At 68.0% G+C, this 17,222-nt stretch carries 12 protein-coding genes and 1 riboswitch; of the genes, 3 read left to right on the top strand and 9 right to left on the bottom strand.

Features of this window, described 5'->3' with window-relative positions; translation table 11 throughout:
* The first annotated feature begins 154 nt into the window (after positions 1 to 154).
* Positions 155 to 216: riboswitch (Fluoride riboswitch) on the top strand.
* An 88-nt stretch (positions 217 to 304) separates the two neighbouring features.
* Complete coding sequence (gene crcB / locus ACOABP_RS22630) at positions 305 to 691, top strand: fluoride efflux transporter CrcB (protein WP_474230430.1); 387 nt, start codon at positions 305 to 307, stop codon at positions 689 to 691.
* Positions 692 to 762: 71 nt separating this feature from the next.
* Here the strand turns inward: crcB and ACOABP_RS22625 are convergent, their stop codons facing one another.
* Positions 763 to 906: a MarR family transcriptional regulator gene (locus ACOABP_RS22625; protein ID WP_474230429.1), complete on the bottom strand. Its 144-nt coding sequence runs from the start codon at positions 904 to 906 to the stop codon at positions 763 to 765.
* An 11-nt stretch (positions 907 to 917) separates the two neighbouring features.
* Entirely contained in the window at positions 918 to 1,970 is a 1,053-nt protein-coding gene (locus tag ACOABP_RS22620) for an alpha/beta fold hydrolase (protein ID WP_474230427.1), read from the bottom strand.
* Positions 1,971 to 2,601: 631 nt separating this feature from the next.
* Between ACOABP_RS22620 and ACOABP_RS22615 the strand changes: the two genes are divergently transcribed.
* Both ACOABP_RS22615 and ACOABP_RS22610 read left to right on the top strand, forming a co-directional pair.
* Positions 2,602 to 2,841, top strand: coding sequence for a hypothetical protein (locus ACOABP_RS22615; protein WP_474230425.1), 240 nt, complete (start codon positions 2,602 to 2,604; stop codon positions 2,839 to 2,841).
* 255 nt (positions 2,842 to 3,096) lie between these two features.
* Entirely contained in the window at positions 3,097 to 3,810 is a 714-nt protein-coding gene (locus ACOABP_RS22610; RefSeq protein ID WP_474230423.1) for a response regulator transcription factor, read from the top strand.
* A gap of 27 nt (positions 3,811 to 3,837) precedes the next feature.
* On the opposite strand, the gene ACOABP_RS22605 is transcribed toward ACOABP_RS22610, so the two are convergent.
* From ACOABP_RS22605 to ACOABP_RS22575, 7 genes are all read right to left on the bottom strand, one after another.
* Entirely contained in the window at positions 3,838 to 4,995 is a 1,158-nt protein-coding gene (locus tag ACOABP_RS22605; RefSeq protein WP_474230422.1) for an FAD binding domain-containing protein, read from the bottom strand.
* Positions 4,996 to 5,051: 56 nt separating this feature from the next.
* Positions 5,052 to 7,325 carry a xanthine dehydrogenase family protein molybdopterin-binding subunit gene (locus ACOABP_RS22600; RefSeq protein WP_474230500.1) on the bottom strand — a complete coding sequence of 758 codons (2,274 nt, stop codon included), beginning with the start codon at positions 7,323 to 7,325 and terminating at the stop codon, positions 5,052 to 5,054.
* On the bottom strand, positions 7,325 to 7,813 hold the full coding sequence (locus ACOABP_RS22595) for a (2Fe-2S)-binding protein (protein WP_474230420.1): 489 nt from the start codon (positions 7,811 to 7,813) through the stop codon (positions 7,325 to 7,327). The genes ACOABP_RS22600 and ACOABP_RS22595 overlap by 1 nt, the downstream gene beginning before the upstream one ends.
* A complete protein-coding gene (locus tag ACOABP_RS22590) occupies positions 7,810 to 9,111 on the bottom strand; it encodes a c-type cytochrome (protein ID WP_474230418.1) in 1,302 nt (433 codons plus the stop codon). The genes ACOABP_RS22595 and ACOABP_RS22590 overlap by 4 nt, the downstream gene beginning before the upstream one ends.
* A gap of 182 nt (positions 9,112 to 9,293) precedes the next feature.
* On the bottom strand, positions 9,294 to 11,027 hold the full coding sequence (gene poxB, locus ACOABP_RS22585; protein WP_474230417.1) for a ubiquinone-dependent pyruvate dehydrogenase: 1,734 nt from the start codon (positions 11,025 to 11,027) through the stop codon (positions 9,294 to 9,296).
* 172 nt (positions 11,028 to 11,199) lie between these two features.
* A complete protein-coding gene (locus ACOABP_RS22580) occupies positions 11,200 to 16,758 on the bottom strand; it encodes a trifunctional serine/threonine-protein kinase/ATP-binding protein/sensor histidine kinase (protein ID WP_474230416.1) in 5,559 nt (1,852 codons plus the stop codon).
* Between the two features lie 31 nt (positions 16,759 to 16,789).
* Positions 16,790 to 17,170 carry a response regulator transcription factor gene (locus tag ACOABP_RS22575; protein ID WP_474230414.1) on the bottom strand — a complete coding sequence of 127 codons (381 nt, stop codon included), beginning with the start codon at positions 17,168 to 17,170 and terminating at the stop codon, positions 16,790 to 16,792.
* Between the last annotated feature and the right edge of the window lie 52 nt (positions 17,171 to 17,222).

Genomic DNA, 17,222 nt, shown 5'->3' with positions numbered 1-17,222 from the left:
CGCGTTTGTTCTATCCAAAAGCGACCGCTGCGCATAAGACCATGCGCATTCCTTCGATCGGGCAGCAACACCGTGCGGCCCCGAAATACCACGGTCCCTGAGGAAAGGCGGGGCCGGCGTGCCGCTGCTACAATGCCGCCCAGCAGCTCTCACGCTGCACGATGGGAATGGAGCTTCCCGAAACCGCCCGCAAGGGCTGATGGCTCCTGTCACGGTGGATGGATTCCGCCGATGGCGGGGCCGCGTCTTCACCCTCCCGCCGTCGGCGGGCCTGTCCCGAAGTCATCTTCCAACAAGGACAGTCATGGGTATCTACGGTTTTCTCTTTGCATTTCTTGGCGGCGGCCTCGGCTCGGCCGGGCGTCACGGCATGAATCTGCTGGCGGCGCGGCTGGTCGGCACCCACTATCCGTTTGGCACCTTTGCGATCAACGTGCTGGGGGCCTTCGCGATGGGTGCCGTCGTGGAACTGTTCGCGCTCAAGGTTTCGCTGCCGCAATCGGCGCGGCTCTTTCTGACGACCGGCATCATTGGTGGCTTCACCACCTTTTCCACGTACGCGCTGGAGATTGCCTTGCTGTATGAGCGGGGGGAACTGGCCCATGCCGCGCTGTATGCGCTGGGCTCGCTGCTGCTGGGCGTGGCTGCGCTGTTTGCCGGGGCCGCAGCCGTCAGGTGGGCCGGTGTCTGACACCGGGGGAAGCAGCGGCATGCCCCCGGAGCATGCCAGCCAGTGCCGCAATCGGCATGGTGCCCGTCGGCCTAGACCTTGCGCCGCCGGCCCGGCGCATCCACCCGATACTGGCCGGGCATGCCCTTCCAGGCGCAGCGATCGCCGGCGCCGCCCAGCTCGCAGGCCAGCGCCGACAGCGTCATGGTTGCCAGTATCAGCAGTCGATGCAGCATGGCGGCCCCGGTTACTTGCGGTCGATATCGAGCACGGCCTGCGCAAACGCGGTGGGCGCTTCCTGCGGCAGGTTGTGGCCGATGCCGCCCGTGATGTCGCGATGCTCGTAGCGGCCCGTGAACTTGCTCTTGTAGGCGCTGGGTGCCGGGTGCGGCGCGCCGTTGGCGTCGCCTTCCATCGTGATGGTGGGCACGCTGATGGTGGGCGCCGTGGCGAGCTTCTTCTCGATGTCGTCGAACTTCGATTCGCCTTCGACCAGACCCAGGCGCCAGCGGTAGTTGTGGATCGTGATGGCGACGTGATCGGCGTTGTCCAGCGACACGGCACTGCGCGCGAACGTGGCGTCATCGAATTTCCACTGCGGCGAAGCGAGCTTCCAGATCAGCTTGGCAAAGTCGTGCGTGTACTTCTGGTAGCCGGCCACGCCACGGTCGGTGGCGAAGTAGAACTGGTACCACCACTGCAGTTCGGCCTCGGGCGGCAGCGGCTGCTTGCCGGCGGCCTGGCTGCCGATCAGGTAGCCGCTGACCGAGACCAGGCCACGGCAGCGGTCGGGCCACAGCGCAGCCATGATGTCGGCGGTGCGCGCGCCCCAGTCGAAACCGGCCACCACCGCATTGCGGATCTTGAGCGCATCCATCAGGGCGATCATGTCGGCCGCGATGGCGGACGGCTGGCCGTTGCGCTTGGTCTCCGGCGACAGGAAGGTCGTGGTGCCGTAGCCGCGCAGGTGCGGGATGATCACGCGATAGCCGCGCTGCGCGAGCAGCGGTGCCACATCGACAAAGGCGTGGATGTCGTACGGCCAGCCGTGCAGCAGCAGGGCCACCGGACCGTCGGCCGGGCCCAGCTCGGCGTAGCCGACGTTGAGCACCCCGGCGTTGACCTGCCGGATCGTGGCGAACGACGTATGCGTGCCCGGTGAGACCGGCGCCAGCGGCGCGGCCTTCGACACGCCCGACTGCGCGTGCGCGGAGCCGATCACGCCAAGCTGGGCGGCGGCCAGCGCCAGGCCGGCGGTGCCAAGAAAGTTGCGGCGCGGCAAATCGATGGTCTTGCTCATGTTTTCTCCTTTGCGTCTGACGCTAGCGTTTTACTTCGAGGGTGACTTGAGGGGTTTCGCTTCTATCGGGCGCATGCGCCGCGGGGAACCGGGTGCCGCTGGGGCACGGCCGATGCCAGCACCCATACGATGGGGTGTAGCGCCAGCGCGATCACACCGATATCGACCGGGAACGATCCGTTTCCGAATGGCACGGTGCAGACGGGCTTCCGTCCCATCACGAGGGCAAGGCCGCGGCCGCCCTTCGAATGTCTTGTCTCCATGCCTTGCTCCCTGAGCGTTGCGCTTCGGCTCGGCAAGCCGTTGAACTGACTGGCTGGCACCGAAGGGTTGGCACGAGTCTAGGGAGACAGCGCAAGCCCCATGTGTCGGTCTGCCCCGGTTTTGTATCGCAGTGTATTCAGCCCCGGGCGGCCGGATATGCGGATACAAATCTGCCGCCTGCCGCCTGCCGCCTGCCGCCTGCCGCCTGCCGCCTGCCGCCTGCTTGCCGCCGCCGATACGTCTTTGGTATGACCCCTGCATGCCCATGCGCTACGGCGGTCGGACCAACGGGCAATGCACACACGGGCCGCGCATGCCTACCATGTGCTCACGGGGCACGCGGGCGTTGGCTCCAGGGAGAAACTTCATGGATCAAGCAAATGGGCTCGAACTGGTCCGGCTGCGCGCGGCAGCATCCGCGCTTAGCCAGGACGCCCGGCTGTGGCGCTGGTTTTCCGACCAGATGGAAGAGCACCGGCTGTGCTGCGAACGAAACCGCGACTGGTGGCGCATCACCATCGCCGGGCGCGAACTGGCCTGCGACCGGTCCTTCGACGTGGCCGTGCGCACCGCCTACACGCTGAGCCGGGCGCTGGAGGCCGTGTAGCGGCCATCTCCGGCCGGCACTGGGCCCTGCTGCCGCGCTAGCGCCACACAATCGTTTGCAATTTCATCGAAAGCGTCGATAATTCCGCTTCGCATTGGGCGGACTGACGTCGATATCGCGCCGTTTCCCGGCAATTTCATCGTATCTTTGTGCATCTTCAGGCATCTGGCCTGGGGCACGGTTCGTCCAACTGCGCCAGGCGCAGCGCCCTGGGGCCGCCCCCGCAAGCCCCGGCCAGAACGTCCATGCATGCACATGAGAACCACGATAAACAGCAGTGCCGCCTTGTTGCGGGAATCGACCGACGACGGTGTCGTACTGGTTGTCGATGACGACCTGGATGTGCGGCGCGCCCTGTCGGGGCTGTTCCGCTCGGTCGGGCTTGCGAGCGAATCCTTTAGTTCCGGCGAGGAACTGCTGGCCCACGAATTCCCGGACCAGCCCATCTGCATCGTGCTCGATGTGCGTCTGCGTGGCGCCAGCGGGCTGGACCTGCAGACCCATCTCAACCGCGCCGGCAAGTGCGCGTCGATCGTGTTCATCTCGGGCTATGGCGATGTACCGATGACCGTGGCGGCCATGAAGGCCGGCGCCGTCAATTTCATCGCCAAGCCGTTCCGCGAACAGGATCTGCTCGATGCCGTCAACGAGGCATTGCAGCGCGACCGCGACCGCCGCCAGGCCAGCTCGCAGACACAACTGCTGCGCGAGCGTCTCGACGCGCTGACCGGTCGCGAGCGCGAAGTCATGAAGCTGCTGGTCCACGGTCTGATGAACAAGGAAGTGGCCGACGAACTCGGCATCAGCCAGGCCACCGTCAAGATCTATCGCGGCCAGGCCATGCGCAAGATGCAGGCGCGCACCTTTGCCGAACTGATCCTCATGGCGCAGGCGCTGGGCATGGTGACCCGTGGTGCGGCGTTCGATGGCAACGGTGACGATGGTGGCCCGGACCCCGAGGCCGACTGACCCGTGCTCCATGCTGGCCGGCCACGTTCAGGCCGGCTGCACGGCGCCCATGATGCGCTGACCCAGCGCGATCCCCCATTTGACCAGGCGCCGGTCGGCCGGCAACTGGTCCTGTTCCCAGGCGGCCAGCGCCGCATCGATATCGCCCGCATTGCCGGTCCCGCGCTCCTGCAGCGCCCGCGCCAGGGCCACGGCATTGGCGGCGGCCTTGCCGGCCCCGGCGCCGGTATGCGGCCGCGCCACAAAGGCCGCGTCACCCAGCAGCACCACACGGCCGAACACCATGCGTGGTGCCTCGTAGTCGTGAATCAGTTGCAGGAACGGATCGGGCGTGGCGGTGACCAGCCCCGCCAGCGCAGGCGTCAGCACGTCCAGCGCGGCCATCTGGAGGTCACGGATCTCGGCGTCGCGCATCGCGCCCGGCGGCAAGGAATAGTTGTGACGCTGGCCCGCGCGGTCCTGCAGCAGCGCATCCAGCGTCGGACCCTGGGCGATCTTGCGGTACCAGACCCAGTTCTGCCGGCGCTTGCCGGGCCGCACGCTGCCGTCCTCGCCCGGAATCCGGTACGACAGGAACTGATGCGCCCGGCCATCCTGGAACACGAAGCTGTCGCGCAGCAGCGGCTCGCTGGCGCCCAGGAGCGCGGTCTCGGGAATCACGCCGCGCCACGCTACGTATCCTGCATAGCTGGGCCGTGCGCCGGGCAGCAATTGCGCGCGCACGGCCGACAACGGACCATCGGCGCCGACCAGCAGATCGCCTTGCTCGATACGGCCCGAGGCGAAGCGTGCCGTCACCTGGCTGCCGTCCTGTTCGAATGCGGTGAAGGTCTCGCCGGCGTGCAGCATGGCCGGATCCAGCGCGCGCCGCATGCGCAGGTACAGGCCGTTCCAGGCGATCTGGGTCTGCGGCATGTAGGCGCGGCGCTCGGCGCCATTGCGGTCTACAAACACGCGGTCGCGCGACGGCACGCCGAAATCGGCGCCCGGATCGACACCGGCGAAGTCCAGGGCGTCGATCACCGCAGGCTGCAGCACCAGACCGCCGCCACGGCTGTCCAGCTCCTGCGGCGAGCGCTCGAAGATGGCAACGTCCCAGCCGGCTGCCCGCAGGCAGATGGCGCTGAACAGGCCGCCAAGCGAGCCACCGACGACGATGGCGCGGGGACGTGGGGGGATGGACATGGTTGGCTCCGCGTGGATGGGGGCAGGTTGCACAGGGGGTATCGGGGATGGGGAGATCACGGTGCGATCAGGTCACGCAGCCGTTCCCCGGCCAGCGGCATGTCGCGCAGGCGCTGGCCGGTGGCATCGAACAGCGCATTGCCGATGGCGCCGGCGGTCGGCCCCATCGCTGCTTCGGCCACGCCAAGGAACGGCATGCCCGGGCGATCCACCAGATGCACGCGTACCTGTGCGGGCACGGCCGAGAAGCGCATGATCGGATAACTGCCCCAGTCGAAGCTGCGCACGCCGTTGGCATCAAAGCGCAGTTGCTCGTAGAGCGTCCAGCTGGCCGATTGCAGGATGCCACCCTCGATCTGGTTGCGTACGCCGTCCGGGTTGACGATCTGGCCGCAGTCCACCGCCACGTCGGCGTGCGTGAGTCGCACCTGGCCGGTGTCGCGATCCACGGCCACCTCCACTGCCATGGCGACGTAGGCCATCAGGTTCTTGTACTTGCCGAACGCAAAGCCCACGCCGTGCCCCGGCTTGCGTTGACGGCGCGGCCAACCGAACCGTTGTGCCGCCAGGCGGATCACGTCGAGCGCGCGGGGATCGTCCATGTGGCGGATGCGGAATGCCACCGGGTCGGCGCCGGCCGCACGGGCCAGGTCGTCCATGAACGTTTCGATGGTGAACACGTTCATATGCGCGCCCAGCGACCGCATGGCCGATGTGCGCAGCGGCATGGCGGGCGAGAAGTTGTTCACGATATGGCTCGCGGGCAGGCGGTACAGCGGCACCGCATTGCGGTCGCCGCCGCCTTCGGGCTGCATCATCGGCCTGGATGGCGCGGGCGTGAACGGCCGCGCCAACTGCGTGGCAGGCAGCAGCCGGCCGGCGTTCACCACGCGCTCGTTGTGGGAGCTGCTCCACAGCGCGTAGTCCCAGTCGACAATGGTGCCGTCGGCCGACAGCGATGCCTTGACACGCGTGACCATGGCCGGCGTGAAATGGTCCCACATGTGTTCCTGGTCGCGCATCCACTGCACGCGCACGGGGCGGCCGGGCAGGGCGCGGGCCAGCAGCGCGGCGTGGGCGGCCACGTCGTCGGCGCCGTTGTGGCCGTAGCAACCCGATCCTTCCACATGGATGCAGCGCACGCTGTCCTTCGGCATCGACAGCATTTCGGCCAGGCCGTCGCGCAGCGGGTAGACGCCCTGCGAATGGGTCCAGACCGTGAGCTTGCCGTCCGTCATATGCCCCACGGCACACGACGGCCCGATCGAGCCGTGCATCAGGTAGCGCTTGGTAAAGGTGGCCGCCAGCGTCTTCACCGCTGGCGGCATCGATGCGGTGGTATCGGCAATCACGATTCGCTCGGTGGCGATCTGGCGCAGTTGCGCCGCCACCTGGTCCGGCTGGGGCAGCGCACGGCCCTTGCCCCAGCGGCACCCGGCCGACAGCGCGCGCTGGGCCAGTACCGCCTGCCACTCGCGCTGCGCCACCACGGCCAGCATGCTGCCGTCGCGCACGATGGCGATAAAGCCGGGCGTGGCGCGGGCGCCGGCTTCGTCGACGGACAGCAGCGGGGCATCGTAGGCCGGCGGCAGGACCACGCGCGCATGCAACATGCCCGGCATCTTCAGGTCCTGCACGTAGCTGGGGCCGCCGGTGACCTTGCCCGGGATATCCAGGCGCGGCATGGCGGTGCCGATCACGGTGAACGCCGCCGGATCGCGCAGCGGCGAAGTCGGCGTGGCGATCGTGTGCAGGTTCACATGCGGAAGCAGTTCGGCAAACGTGACCGAGCGGCCGTCGCGGGCTGCGATGCGCGCATCGCGCGCCGTCAGCGTGGCAGGGTCCGCGCGCAGCACGCGCGCGGCGGCATCGGTCATCAGTCCGCGTACCTGGGCGGCGGCGTTCAGCAGCGCGCTGCCGCTGTCGGCCATCGTATGACTGCCCGCGGTAAGCCCCTCGTCGGGCAGGCGTGCGGTGTCGGCCGTCAGGAACGTAATGCGGCGCGGATCGATCTGCAGTTCCTCGGCTGCCACCTGCAGCAGCGCGGTGCGTACACCGGTGCCCAGTTCGACCTTGCCCGTATGGACGGTGACGCCGTTGTCGGGCGCCACCCGGATCCACGCGTCCAGATACGGGTTGGTCTTCAGGCTGCCGGGTAGCTTGTCGAATCCTTTGGCCACGTGTACGGCAGCGCCTTCGTCGGCCAGCACCATCTGGGCCAGTGCCTGCCGGCCCGGCAGCAGCGTAAAGCCCACCAGCAGCGAGCCGGACACCATGAAGGCACGCCGGCCGGGATTGGCCGGGCTTGCGATATCGTCGACGGCGTCCATCATGCGGCCTCCGTGGTGGGTTTGCGGCCGGTCTTGCCGGCGTCCGCTACCGCGCGGATGGCGGCGAGGATGCGCATGTGGGTGCCGCAGCGGCACAGATTGGGTTCCATGTGCGCGCGGATCTCGGCATCGTCCGGATGCGGGTTGCGGTCAAGCAGCGCCTGGGCGCGCATGATCATGCCCGCGATGCAGTAGCCGCACTGCGCCGCCTGGTGATCGATGAACGCCTGCTGCAGCGGGCCGGGCTTGCGTGCGGTGCCAAGGCCCTCGATGGTGCGCACCGGGCGCTTGCCCACGGCCGACACTGGCAGCAGGCACGAGAACGTGGGCTGACCTGCGACGATCACGGTGCAGGCGCCGCATTGGCCCAGGCCGCAGCCGAATTTCGCGCCGTTGAGTCCCAGGTCGTCGCGCAAGGCATAGAGCAGCGGCGTGGCGGGATCGATGTCGAGGGAATGGGTGGTGCCATTGACGGTGAGCTGGATCATTGCGAGGCATCTCCCTTGCGGATGTCGGTAACGGCCCGCGCAACGCCGTCCCACGGCGGCAGGCGGGAATAGGTGGCCCGGAGGTAGGTCGCCAGGTCGGCGACCTGGCGGTCGTCCAGGGCCTGGCTGAACGGGGGCATGAAGTGCAGCGCATCCTCGCCTTCCCATGGCACGCCCTGCTGGATCATCTGGATGGTGTTGCGCGGCGTGGCCGCATGAATGGCGCTGCTGGTCGCCAGGCCGGGGCGGTCGCCGAAGCGCTGCATGGGCGACTGGTCGCCGTGGCATGACGCACACGCGCCGGCAAACAGCACCTTTCCGCGCTGCACTGCCTGTGTGTCGACCGGCGCGCCGGCTGGGACGGGCTGTCTGGGTGCGGGCTTGCGCAGGGCCAGCAGATAGGCCGCGATGGCCTCGGCATCGGCTTGCGGAGCGGTGCCCAGTTCGCGTGTCACGGGCAGCATCGGCCCGGCTGCGGCGCCATGTGCGGACGAGATGCCGGTGCGCAGGTAGGTCACCAGTTCGGCCTCGGTCCACGGCACCGGGCCATGGGCCAGCCCCGCCAGTGGCGGTGCCTCCCAGCCGTCGATCACGCCGCCTTCGAACGCCTGGCTCCACTTTTCGCCGCCGATCAGGTTCAGTGGCGTGTGGCACGCGGCGCAGTGGCCGGCGCCATCGACCAGGTAACGTCCGCGGTTCCATAGCGCGCTGCGCGATGCGTCTGCCGTGGTTTCCGGCGCACGTTCGGGCGCATGAGGCCCGGGCCGCAGGAACAGCACGTTCCAGAACGCCACCAGCGGCCGGAAGTTCAACGGGAACACCAGCGCATTGGCCGGCGTGCGGGCCTGCACGGGATCGCGCCGCATCAGGTAGGCGTAGGCGGCCGCGATGTCGTCGTCCGACATGTGCGTGAAGTGGATATACGGAAAGGCCGGATAGAGCTGATGCCCGTCGCGGGCGATACCGCGGCGCATGGCCCGCGTGAACGCCTGGGGCGACCAGTTGCCGATGCCCGTCTCCGGGTCAGGCGTGATGTTGGTGGAGTAGATCGTGCCGAACGGCGTGGCGAGCGGCAGGCCGCCTGCAAACGGCTTGCCGCCCTTTGCCGTGTGGCATACCGCGCAATCGCCCAGCGCCACCACGCGGGCGCCGCGCAGCACCAGCTGCCGGTCGAACGATGCCGGGGCCGGCGGGGTGACCGGCGCAATGGCCGGTTCCCACATCAGGTACGCCGCCAATGCAATGACTGGCAGGGCGGCAATCAGAAAGATGAATAACCATCGGCGTTGCAACTGCATCCGGGGCTCCCGTGGATTCCTGTGTCGTGTTACCAGGCATCGTAGAAGTCAGGGCAGGTTGGCTTCAATTGCCGCGTGGTCGTTGCCGCGCTAAACGAAGGTATGAGATGGGAGGAACCTGAGGCGCGTGGTCCGGGCGTCTGGACGTGGGCGAGGTGCCCAGACGACCGGCTTGCCAGCGCCTATCGCAACAGATTCGTCTTTGCCAGCTCGACCAGTTCGTCGGCACGGCCGTTCATGACCGCCTTCAGCGCCCACAGGCTGAAGCCCTTGATCTGTTCGGCCTTCAGTGCAGGCGGCATCGCCAGCTCCTGCGTGTTCGTCACCACGTCGAGCAGGGCAGGGCCGTCGTGCGCCAGCATCGACGCCACGGCTTCGGGCAGCAGTCGCGGATCTTCCACGCGCTGGGCATGCACGCCCACCGCGCGTGCCATGGCGGCGAAATCGGGGTTTTGCAGCGACGTGCCGGTTTCGAGAAAGCCCGACGCCTTCATCTCCAGCGCCACGAAGCCCAGCACGCTGTTATTGAAGATCACCACCTTGACCGGCAGCCCTTGCTGCACCAGCGTCAGGAAGTCGCCCATCAGCATGGCGAAGCCACCGTCGCCGGACAGGCTCACCACCTGCCTGTCCGGAAACGCCGCCTGCGCGCCAATGGCCTGCGGCAGCGCATTGGCCATCGACCCATGCGCCAGAGAGCCGATCAGCCTGCGCCGGCCGTTCATGCGCAGGTAGCGCGCGGCCCAGATGGTGGGCGTGCCCACGTCGAACGTGAAGATGGCGTCTTCGGCGGCCTGCTCGCTGATCAGCCGGGCCAGGTATTGCGGATGGATCGGGCGTCGGCCGCTGTCGCCGGTAGCCAGGTCGTCCAGTTGCTTGCGGGCATCGCGGTAGTGGCGCACGCTCTCGTCCAGGTGGGCGGAGTCAGCCTGTGGGCTCAGGCGGGACTGCAGCGCGTCGAGCGTGGCCGCCACGTCGCCCACCAGCCCAAGGTCCAGCCGCGTGCGGCGGCCCAGGTTCTCGGGCCGTATATCGATCTGGACCACGCGCGCACCTTCCGGATAGAACTGGCGATACGGAAAGTCGGTACCGAGCATGACCAGCGTGTCGCAGTTCTGCATGGCGTGATAGCCCGAGCTGAAGCCGATCAACCCGGTCATGCCCACGTCATACGGATTGTCGTATTCGATGTGCTCCTTGCCGCCCAGCGCGTGCACTACGGGTGCCTTGAGCGTTTCGGCCAGCCGTACCACCTGGCCGTGCGCGCCGGCGCACCCACGCCCGCACAGCAGCGTCGTGCGCTGGCTGCCGCGCAGCAGGTCGGCCAGTGCGTCCAGCGATGCGGTGTCAGGCACCACCACCGGTGGCGGCAGCGTCATCGATGCCGGCGCGGAAACCCCCGCGGTGGCCGCAGCCCGCAGCGCCACGTCGCCCGGAATGACGATGACCGCCACGCCACGGCGCCCCACGGCCGCGCGGATGGCAGTCTCCAGCACGCCCGGCAGTTGTTCCACGCTGGATACCAGCTCGCAGTAGTGGCTGCATTCGCGGAACAGCTGCTCGGGGTGGGTTTCCTGGAAATAATTGCGGCCGATCTCGGCGCTTGGAATGTGCGCGGCAATGGCGAGCACCGGCACGCGCGAGCGGTGGCAGTCGAACAATCCATTGATCAGGTGCAGGTTGCCCGGCCCGCAACTGCCGGCGCAAACCGCGAGATTGCCGGTCAGGTGTGCTTCCGCGCCAGCCGCGAACGCAGCGGTTTCCTCGTGCCGGGTGTGGATCCAGTCGATGTCGCCGCGCTGGCGCAGCGATTCGGTCAGTCCGTTGAGGCTGTCGCCCACGACGCCGAAGATGCGGCGAACGCCGGCGCCGTGCAGCACCGAGGTGATCAGATCGGCAGCGGTTTCCGTAGCCATGCTGTGCTCCTTGTCCGGAAGGGGATGCCTGTCGGATTAGCCAGGCAGGGAAAGATTCAACCTAGCCTACGCAGGGCCGATCCGCCAACCTTGTGTCCCGGTGGGTGCACTTCCGGATTCGCACGATGCAAGCATGCCACCGTCGCGCTACCTGAGAGCCTGCCTGTGGCCGCTACGGCTGTCGCGGGATGGAAAAGGCGAAGCGGCTGCCATGCGGCGCCAGCGCCTCGGCGCGCAACTGGCCCCGGTGCGCTTCGACAATCGACTTGCAGATCGCCAGCCCCATGCCCATGCCATTGACCTTGGTGGTGTAGAACGGCTCGAACACCTGTTCGGCAAGGTCGGGGCCGATGCCGGTCCCGCTGTCGGCCACGCTGACTTCCAGCAGCTGGTCATCGACCAGGCGCGTGGACAGGTGCAGCACGCGCGGGCGGTCGTGGATCTCGCTCATGGCGTCGATGGCGTTCAGCACCAGGTTCAGGATCACCTGCTGCAACTGGATATCGTCGCCAAAGGCATGCGCGGGTTCGGCATCGAGCGACAGCTTCAGCGCGATCTGGCGCCGGTCGATCTCGTTGCGCGAGATCGCCAGGATATGGCGGACGGCCTGGTGGATGTCCACCTGCGCCAGCACCGGCGCGGCGTTGCGCGTCAGCGCCTGCAGGCTGCGGATCATGTCGCCGGCGCGCTGGCCCTCGCTGCGGATGGCCTCCAGCCCTTCGCGCGCATTGGCGATGTCGGGCGTGGCCCGTGCCAGCCAGCGCAGGCTGGCGCCCGCATTCGACACGATCGACATCAACGGCTGGTTCACCTCGTGTGCGATCGAGGCGGTCAGCTGGCCTACCGTGGTGGCGCGCGCCACCCGGGCCAGGTCGGCCTGGGCGCTGCGCACCGCGTCTTCGGCCTGGCGCCGGGCGGTAATGTCGGTCACGGTGCCCACGTAGTCGAGTTCGCCATTGTCGCCGGGCAATGGCTTGCCGATGGCGGCCAGGTAGCGGATCGATCCGTCGGCACGCACGATGCGGTGCTCGACGCGGACGGTGGCCTGCCGCGCGACATGGGTTTCCGTGACGTGCCGCACCATCTCGCGGTCCTCGGGATGCATGCGCGACAGGAACACCTCGAACGGCAGGTCCTGCTGGTCCGGCTGGAGTTCGTAGATGCGGCGCAGCTCGTCCGATCCCGTGAAGCGGTCGCGCTTCAGGTCCCAGCGCCAGCTGCCCGTGTGGCTGACGCTCTCGCCCATGGCCAGCGATGCCTCGCTGGCCCGGAGTTCGCGTTCCACCTGCTGGCGGCGTTCGTTCTCGGCCAGCAGGTCGTCGTAAAGCCGCGCCGTGCGCAGCGAGATGGCCGCCTGCGAGGCGATCAGTTCCAGTACGCGCGTGCGGTCCAGCGTAAAGGCGTCGCGCACCAGCCGGTTTTCCAGGTACAGCGCGCCGATTGCCTCGTTGTGGCGCAGCATCGGAATGCACAGGGCGGAGATGTCTGCCATGTCAGGCTGGCTGCCGGTCAGTCCGAAGTACGGATCGATCGCAAACGGGTTGGCGCCCATCGACGTACCCGTCATGGCCGCCTGTCCCGTGCGCACGGCCGTATGGAGCATGGCAACCGGCAAGGCGCTGGCGGTGACGGCGTCCTGGGTGATGCGCACGCGGATGCCGTCGGCGGTGGTGTCGGCACAGGCCTCGACCACCGGCCCTTCGGGCCGCATGCGGATCAGCAGGCCGCGCTGGGCTCCGGCGTATTCGAGCACGATCGTCATCAGCTTGTCGATCAGGCGGTCGAGCCGGATCTCCTCGCTCAGCGCCCGCGATGCCTTGATGACGCTCTCCGCATCAAGCGTTTGCGCGCTGGCGCCCAGATGCCAGGTGCGGAGCGGCGTGGCATCCACGATCTCCGGGTGATCGGCCTCCAGTTGCCGTGCCTTGCCGATGGCGCCCCAGCGCAGGTACGCGTCGCGCGCATGGCGCCGATGCCCGTCTGCGGCCGATGCCAGCCCCTGCGCAGCGCATAGCCGTGCCGCGCGCTCGTGGGCCATGGCGGTGACCTGCACGAACCCATGCGCGGCCGCATGGGCGATGGCCTGTTCGTAGCGCGACATGGCCGTCAGCACGTCGCCTTCCAGGCGAGCCAGTTCCGCTTCCACCAGCAGCGCCTTGTCGGCAAAGGTCAGCGGATTGGCCTGCGCCCAGTCGCGCAGCCTGCGGGCATCGGCCTGCAGCGTCTGCCAGGCCGCCGCATCGGTCATATCCGGGGATGTATCGAGCCGTGCGGCAAGGGTCAGCGCGCGTATCAGGTGGAAGTCGATCTGATGCACATGGGCCGGGGCCGACCACGCAAACGTGGCGGCCAGGTCCAGGCATTGCGCTGCGGCATCCACGCGGCCGGCCAGCAACTGGACGGTCGCGCGGTACACCGCATGCCAGAACTCGAACGTGCTGAGGCTTTCCGCCGCCGGCGCCTGATCTGCCGCCATGCTGGCGTCCTGCCATGTCAAAGTGCGCAGCCCGTCGACAAGGCGCTGCTGCAGCAGCAGGATGGCCTCCACGTCGCCGAACCGGGCGGCACGTACGAATTGCAGCCCGCGCGAGATTTCGGCCTCGACATCGTCGAGCGGATCGCCGCGCACAAGCATCACGGCCACCACGTGGCAGCACTCGTAGCAGGCCGTGGTGATATCGCCGTGTGTCACGCCCGCGGCAAAGCCCGCGCGTGCGCACTCGACCGAATAGGACAGAGGCTGGGTCCACACGCTGAGCTGGTCCAGCGGCAACAGCGTGCGTGCTTCGTACGCGGCGTAGCCCTTGCGGGTAGTCAGCCGGCGCGCGAGTTCGCCATAGCGAAAGCCGTCCTGGTACGCGCCATAGCGGTGGCACACCTGCACGCCGAGCCATGCCAGCGATGCGGTGGCCGGTGCGCTCATGCCGTGTGCCAGCGTCAGCCGCATCATCTGGCACAGGGTGGCGAACGCCAGGTTCTGGTCCGTGAAGCTGGCGGGGATCTGCAGCGCCGACAGCAAGCCCATGGCGGCGTCGATGCGGGCATCGGCAACCTCAGGCAGCGCCAGCAAACCGTCGAGGTGCGCGGCATCGAGCTGTGGCTGGATCTCGGCGTACAGCGCGTCGCACAGGGCATCGGACGGATGCGGCGGCAGGTCGATGCCGAAGCCATGCAGCCCTTCCAGCGCCTGCTGTACCGCCAGCGCGTTCTCTGATCGCCGCAGATGCATTTCGATCTTCAGCCGGTACACGCCTGCCTGCCGCAGCGGGCCCGCAGGCCGTTCCAGCAGATCGACGGCTTGTGCCAGCGCGTCGTCAAGCCGGCCCTGCAGGAACCAGCAATGGGCCCGTTCCTCGAGCAACGCGAACGTGAGCCCGTCAGCGGCGGGTAACGGCATGCCAGGCCCGCGAGCACGGCGCAGGCCACTGTCGACGTAGAGCAGCGCCGCCGTATAAGCGGCGGTGCTGCGTGCGCGCCGCGCGGCATCCAGGAACAGCGTGGCGATCATGCGGGCATCGTCGGCCGATGTCTCCTGCGCTTCGCCGTGCATCAGCAGGTCTGCGGCGCGGAACAGCAGGTCGTCGCAGGCATCGTGCCGGATCGATTGCGCCAGCAGGCGTCCCGCATGCAGGTACAACCGGGCGCGTGTCGCCGCGTCGATCCCGTCATGGGCGGCCTTCTGGATGCGGTCATGCGTGAACACGTACTCCTGCTGGGCCAGCATGAGCAGGCCGGCCGCGCGTGCCGGCGCCAGCCGCGCATGCAGCGCGCGTTCGGACAGGCCAAAGACGTCGCACAGCAACGTGACCGGCGAACGGCTGCCCAGGCAGGCCATGCCGCCCAGGCAGTCCCGCGTTTCGGCCGGCAACCGGTGCAGCCGCTGCAGGCTCAGTTCGGCCACGTTGTCGGTGTAGCTGCGCTGCTCGATGGCAAGCAGGTCGAACTGCCAGCTGTCGCCCTGGGGCGAGCAGGTGATCAGGCGTTCGTCGGCCAGCGTCTTCAGGAACTGCCTGACGAAGAACGGGTTGCCGAGCGTCTTGACGTGTACGCGTTGCGCCAGGGTCTGCACCGCCGCCTCGGGCATGCGCAGTGCCTCCGCGAGCAGCGTGGCGACCGATGCCAACGACAGGTTGCCCACGGGGATTTCCTGTACGGCCGCGTGCTGGCGCAGTGCGTCCAGCGCCGGCGCGTCGGCGGTGCGGGCACTGCAGACCAGCAGCAACGGCAGCGGCGCCGATGCATCGGCCAGTCGCGACAGCAGCTGCAGCGAAGGCTGGTCAAGCCAGTGGATATCGTCGACCAGCAGCATGAAGGGCAGGTCGGGTTGCGCGAATGCCTGCACCAGCTGGCGCATCGCAATGCCGACGTGCACGTCGGTATCGGCGCCCTGCGCGGCGGGCGGCGGTGGAAAGTCGTTCACCAGCAATCGCAGCGCCGGGGCGATGCGCGCGGCGATTTGCCCGTAGCTGCCAAGCACCTGCACCAGCCGCATCTGCCAGTTCCTTACCGCTTCCTCGGGCAGCCCGAGGATCTGGTGAACCAGCGTGCGGAAGGCGTCGGCCAAGACGGCGTAGGGCACGTTCTGGCGGAACTGGTCCGCCTTGCCGACGGCGCAGCACGCGTGCTGCGCCTGGATGGCCTGGGTGAACGCCTGTGTCAGCGTGCTCTTGCCGACCCCCGACGCGCCGGTCAGCGCCACCACGGCCGGTGTGCCGGTGGCCTGAACGCTGGCGAAGGCTTCGGTCAGGCTCGCAAGCTCGGCATCGCGGTCGTAAAGGTTGTCCGGCAGCGCCAGGTCGGCGGAAACATCGCGTTTGCCGGCTTCGAACGGCGCGATCTGGCCGTGCGCACGCCATGCATCCGCACAGCGGGCCAGGTCGGCATGCAAGCCGGCCGCGGTCTGATAGCGGCGCGACGGGCTCTTTTCGAGCAGCTTGAGCACGATCCGCGACAGCATGGCCGGCACATCGGGTTCGATGGCTTCGGGCGGCAAGGCCGTGCCGGCTACGTGGCTGTGAATCCACTCGCCAAGGTCGTCCGGGTTGCGGACGCCAAACGGCAATTGACCGGTCAGCAACTGGTAGACGATGACGCCCAGCGCGTACAGGTCGCTGCGTGCATCGACCTGATGCCGGGTGCGCCCCGTATGTTCGGGCGACATGTACGCAGGGGCCTCGCCGGCCAGCCAGGTTACGGCGGGGCGGTCGGCTTCGGGCTGCGATACGTGGATGGCAAAGCCGAACCGGCCGATGCGGCAATGTCCGGTGTCATCGACAAACAGGCTGCACGGCGTGATGGCCCGATGCACGAGGCCGCATTCGTGCGCGGCCTTCAGCGCCGCGCTGGCGCCCAGCGCAATCGACAGCACGCGCGCCACCGGCATGCGCTGGCCCAGCAGCGCGAATACGGGCGTGCCGGCATGATCGTCATAGACGGCGGCCACGCCCTGGCGGTAGCGGGTCAGGGCGCGCGGCAACAGCGCCCATTCGGCGCGCAGCAGGCCGCGCAGCGCGTATTCGGCCTCGATGCGCCGCGCAGCATCGGGCTCCACGCGCCCGGACACCGCGTGCGCCAGCATCAGCGTGTTGCCGGTGCGGGCATGCACGCCGCGCGAGAACGCCACGATGCCGTCCTGCACGCAGGGCACGAAACGGTACTCCGACAGGGAGAGGGTGTCTTGCAGGGTGTTCTGTAGCCGGTTCGGCAGGCTGGATTCGTCAGTCATCATCATGCGGCGCCGGAAAGGGGGCGGCCTTGGGGGCCTAGTTTCCGGGTCGGATCTGCAGGGCGTTCTCGATGCAGTCGATGATATCCGTATCCTGGAAGGGCTTGTTCAGGAAGCAGGCCGCGCCGGCGTCGCGGGCGCGCTGCTCGTAGCCTTCCTGCGCGAAGGCCGTCATGAAGATGACCGGCATCCGGTGCCCCCGGGCGCGCAGTGCCTCGCACAGGGCAAAGCCGTTCATCACGGGCATCTGCACGTCGGTGATCACGCAGTCGATGCTGGCGATCGATGTGGATGCCAGCAGTTCGGGGCCGCCACCATAGAGTTCCGCGGTCATGTCCAGCGAGCGCACCAGTCTGCCCATGGCATGCCGGACGGAAGCGTCGTCGTCGACAATGGCAATCACGGGGGTGGCAGTCACACGGAATCCTTGAGAAGTCTGGAACGGTGACAGGGGTCACCGCTTGCTCACA

The sequence above is a fragment of the Cupriavidus sp. HE11 genome, assembly GCF_056097175.1.
Note: the sequence above shows the minus strand (reverse complement) of the source record. Positions and strands in the feature narration are given on the sequence as shown.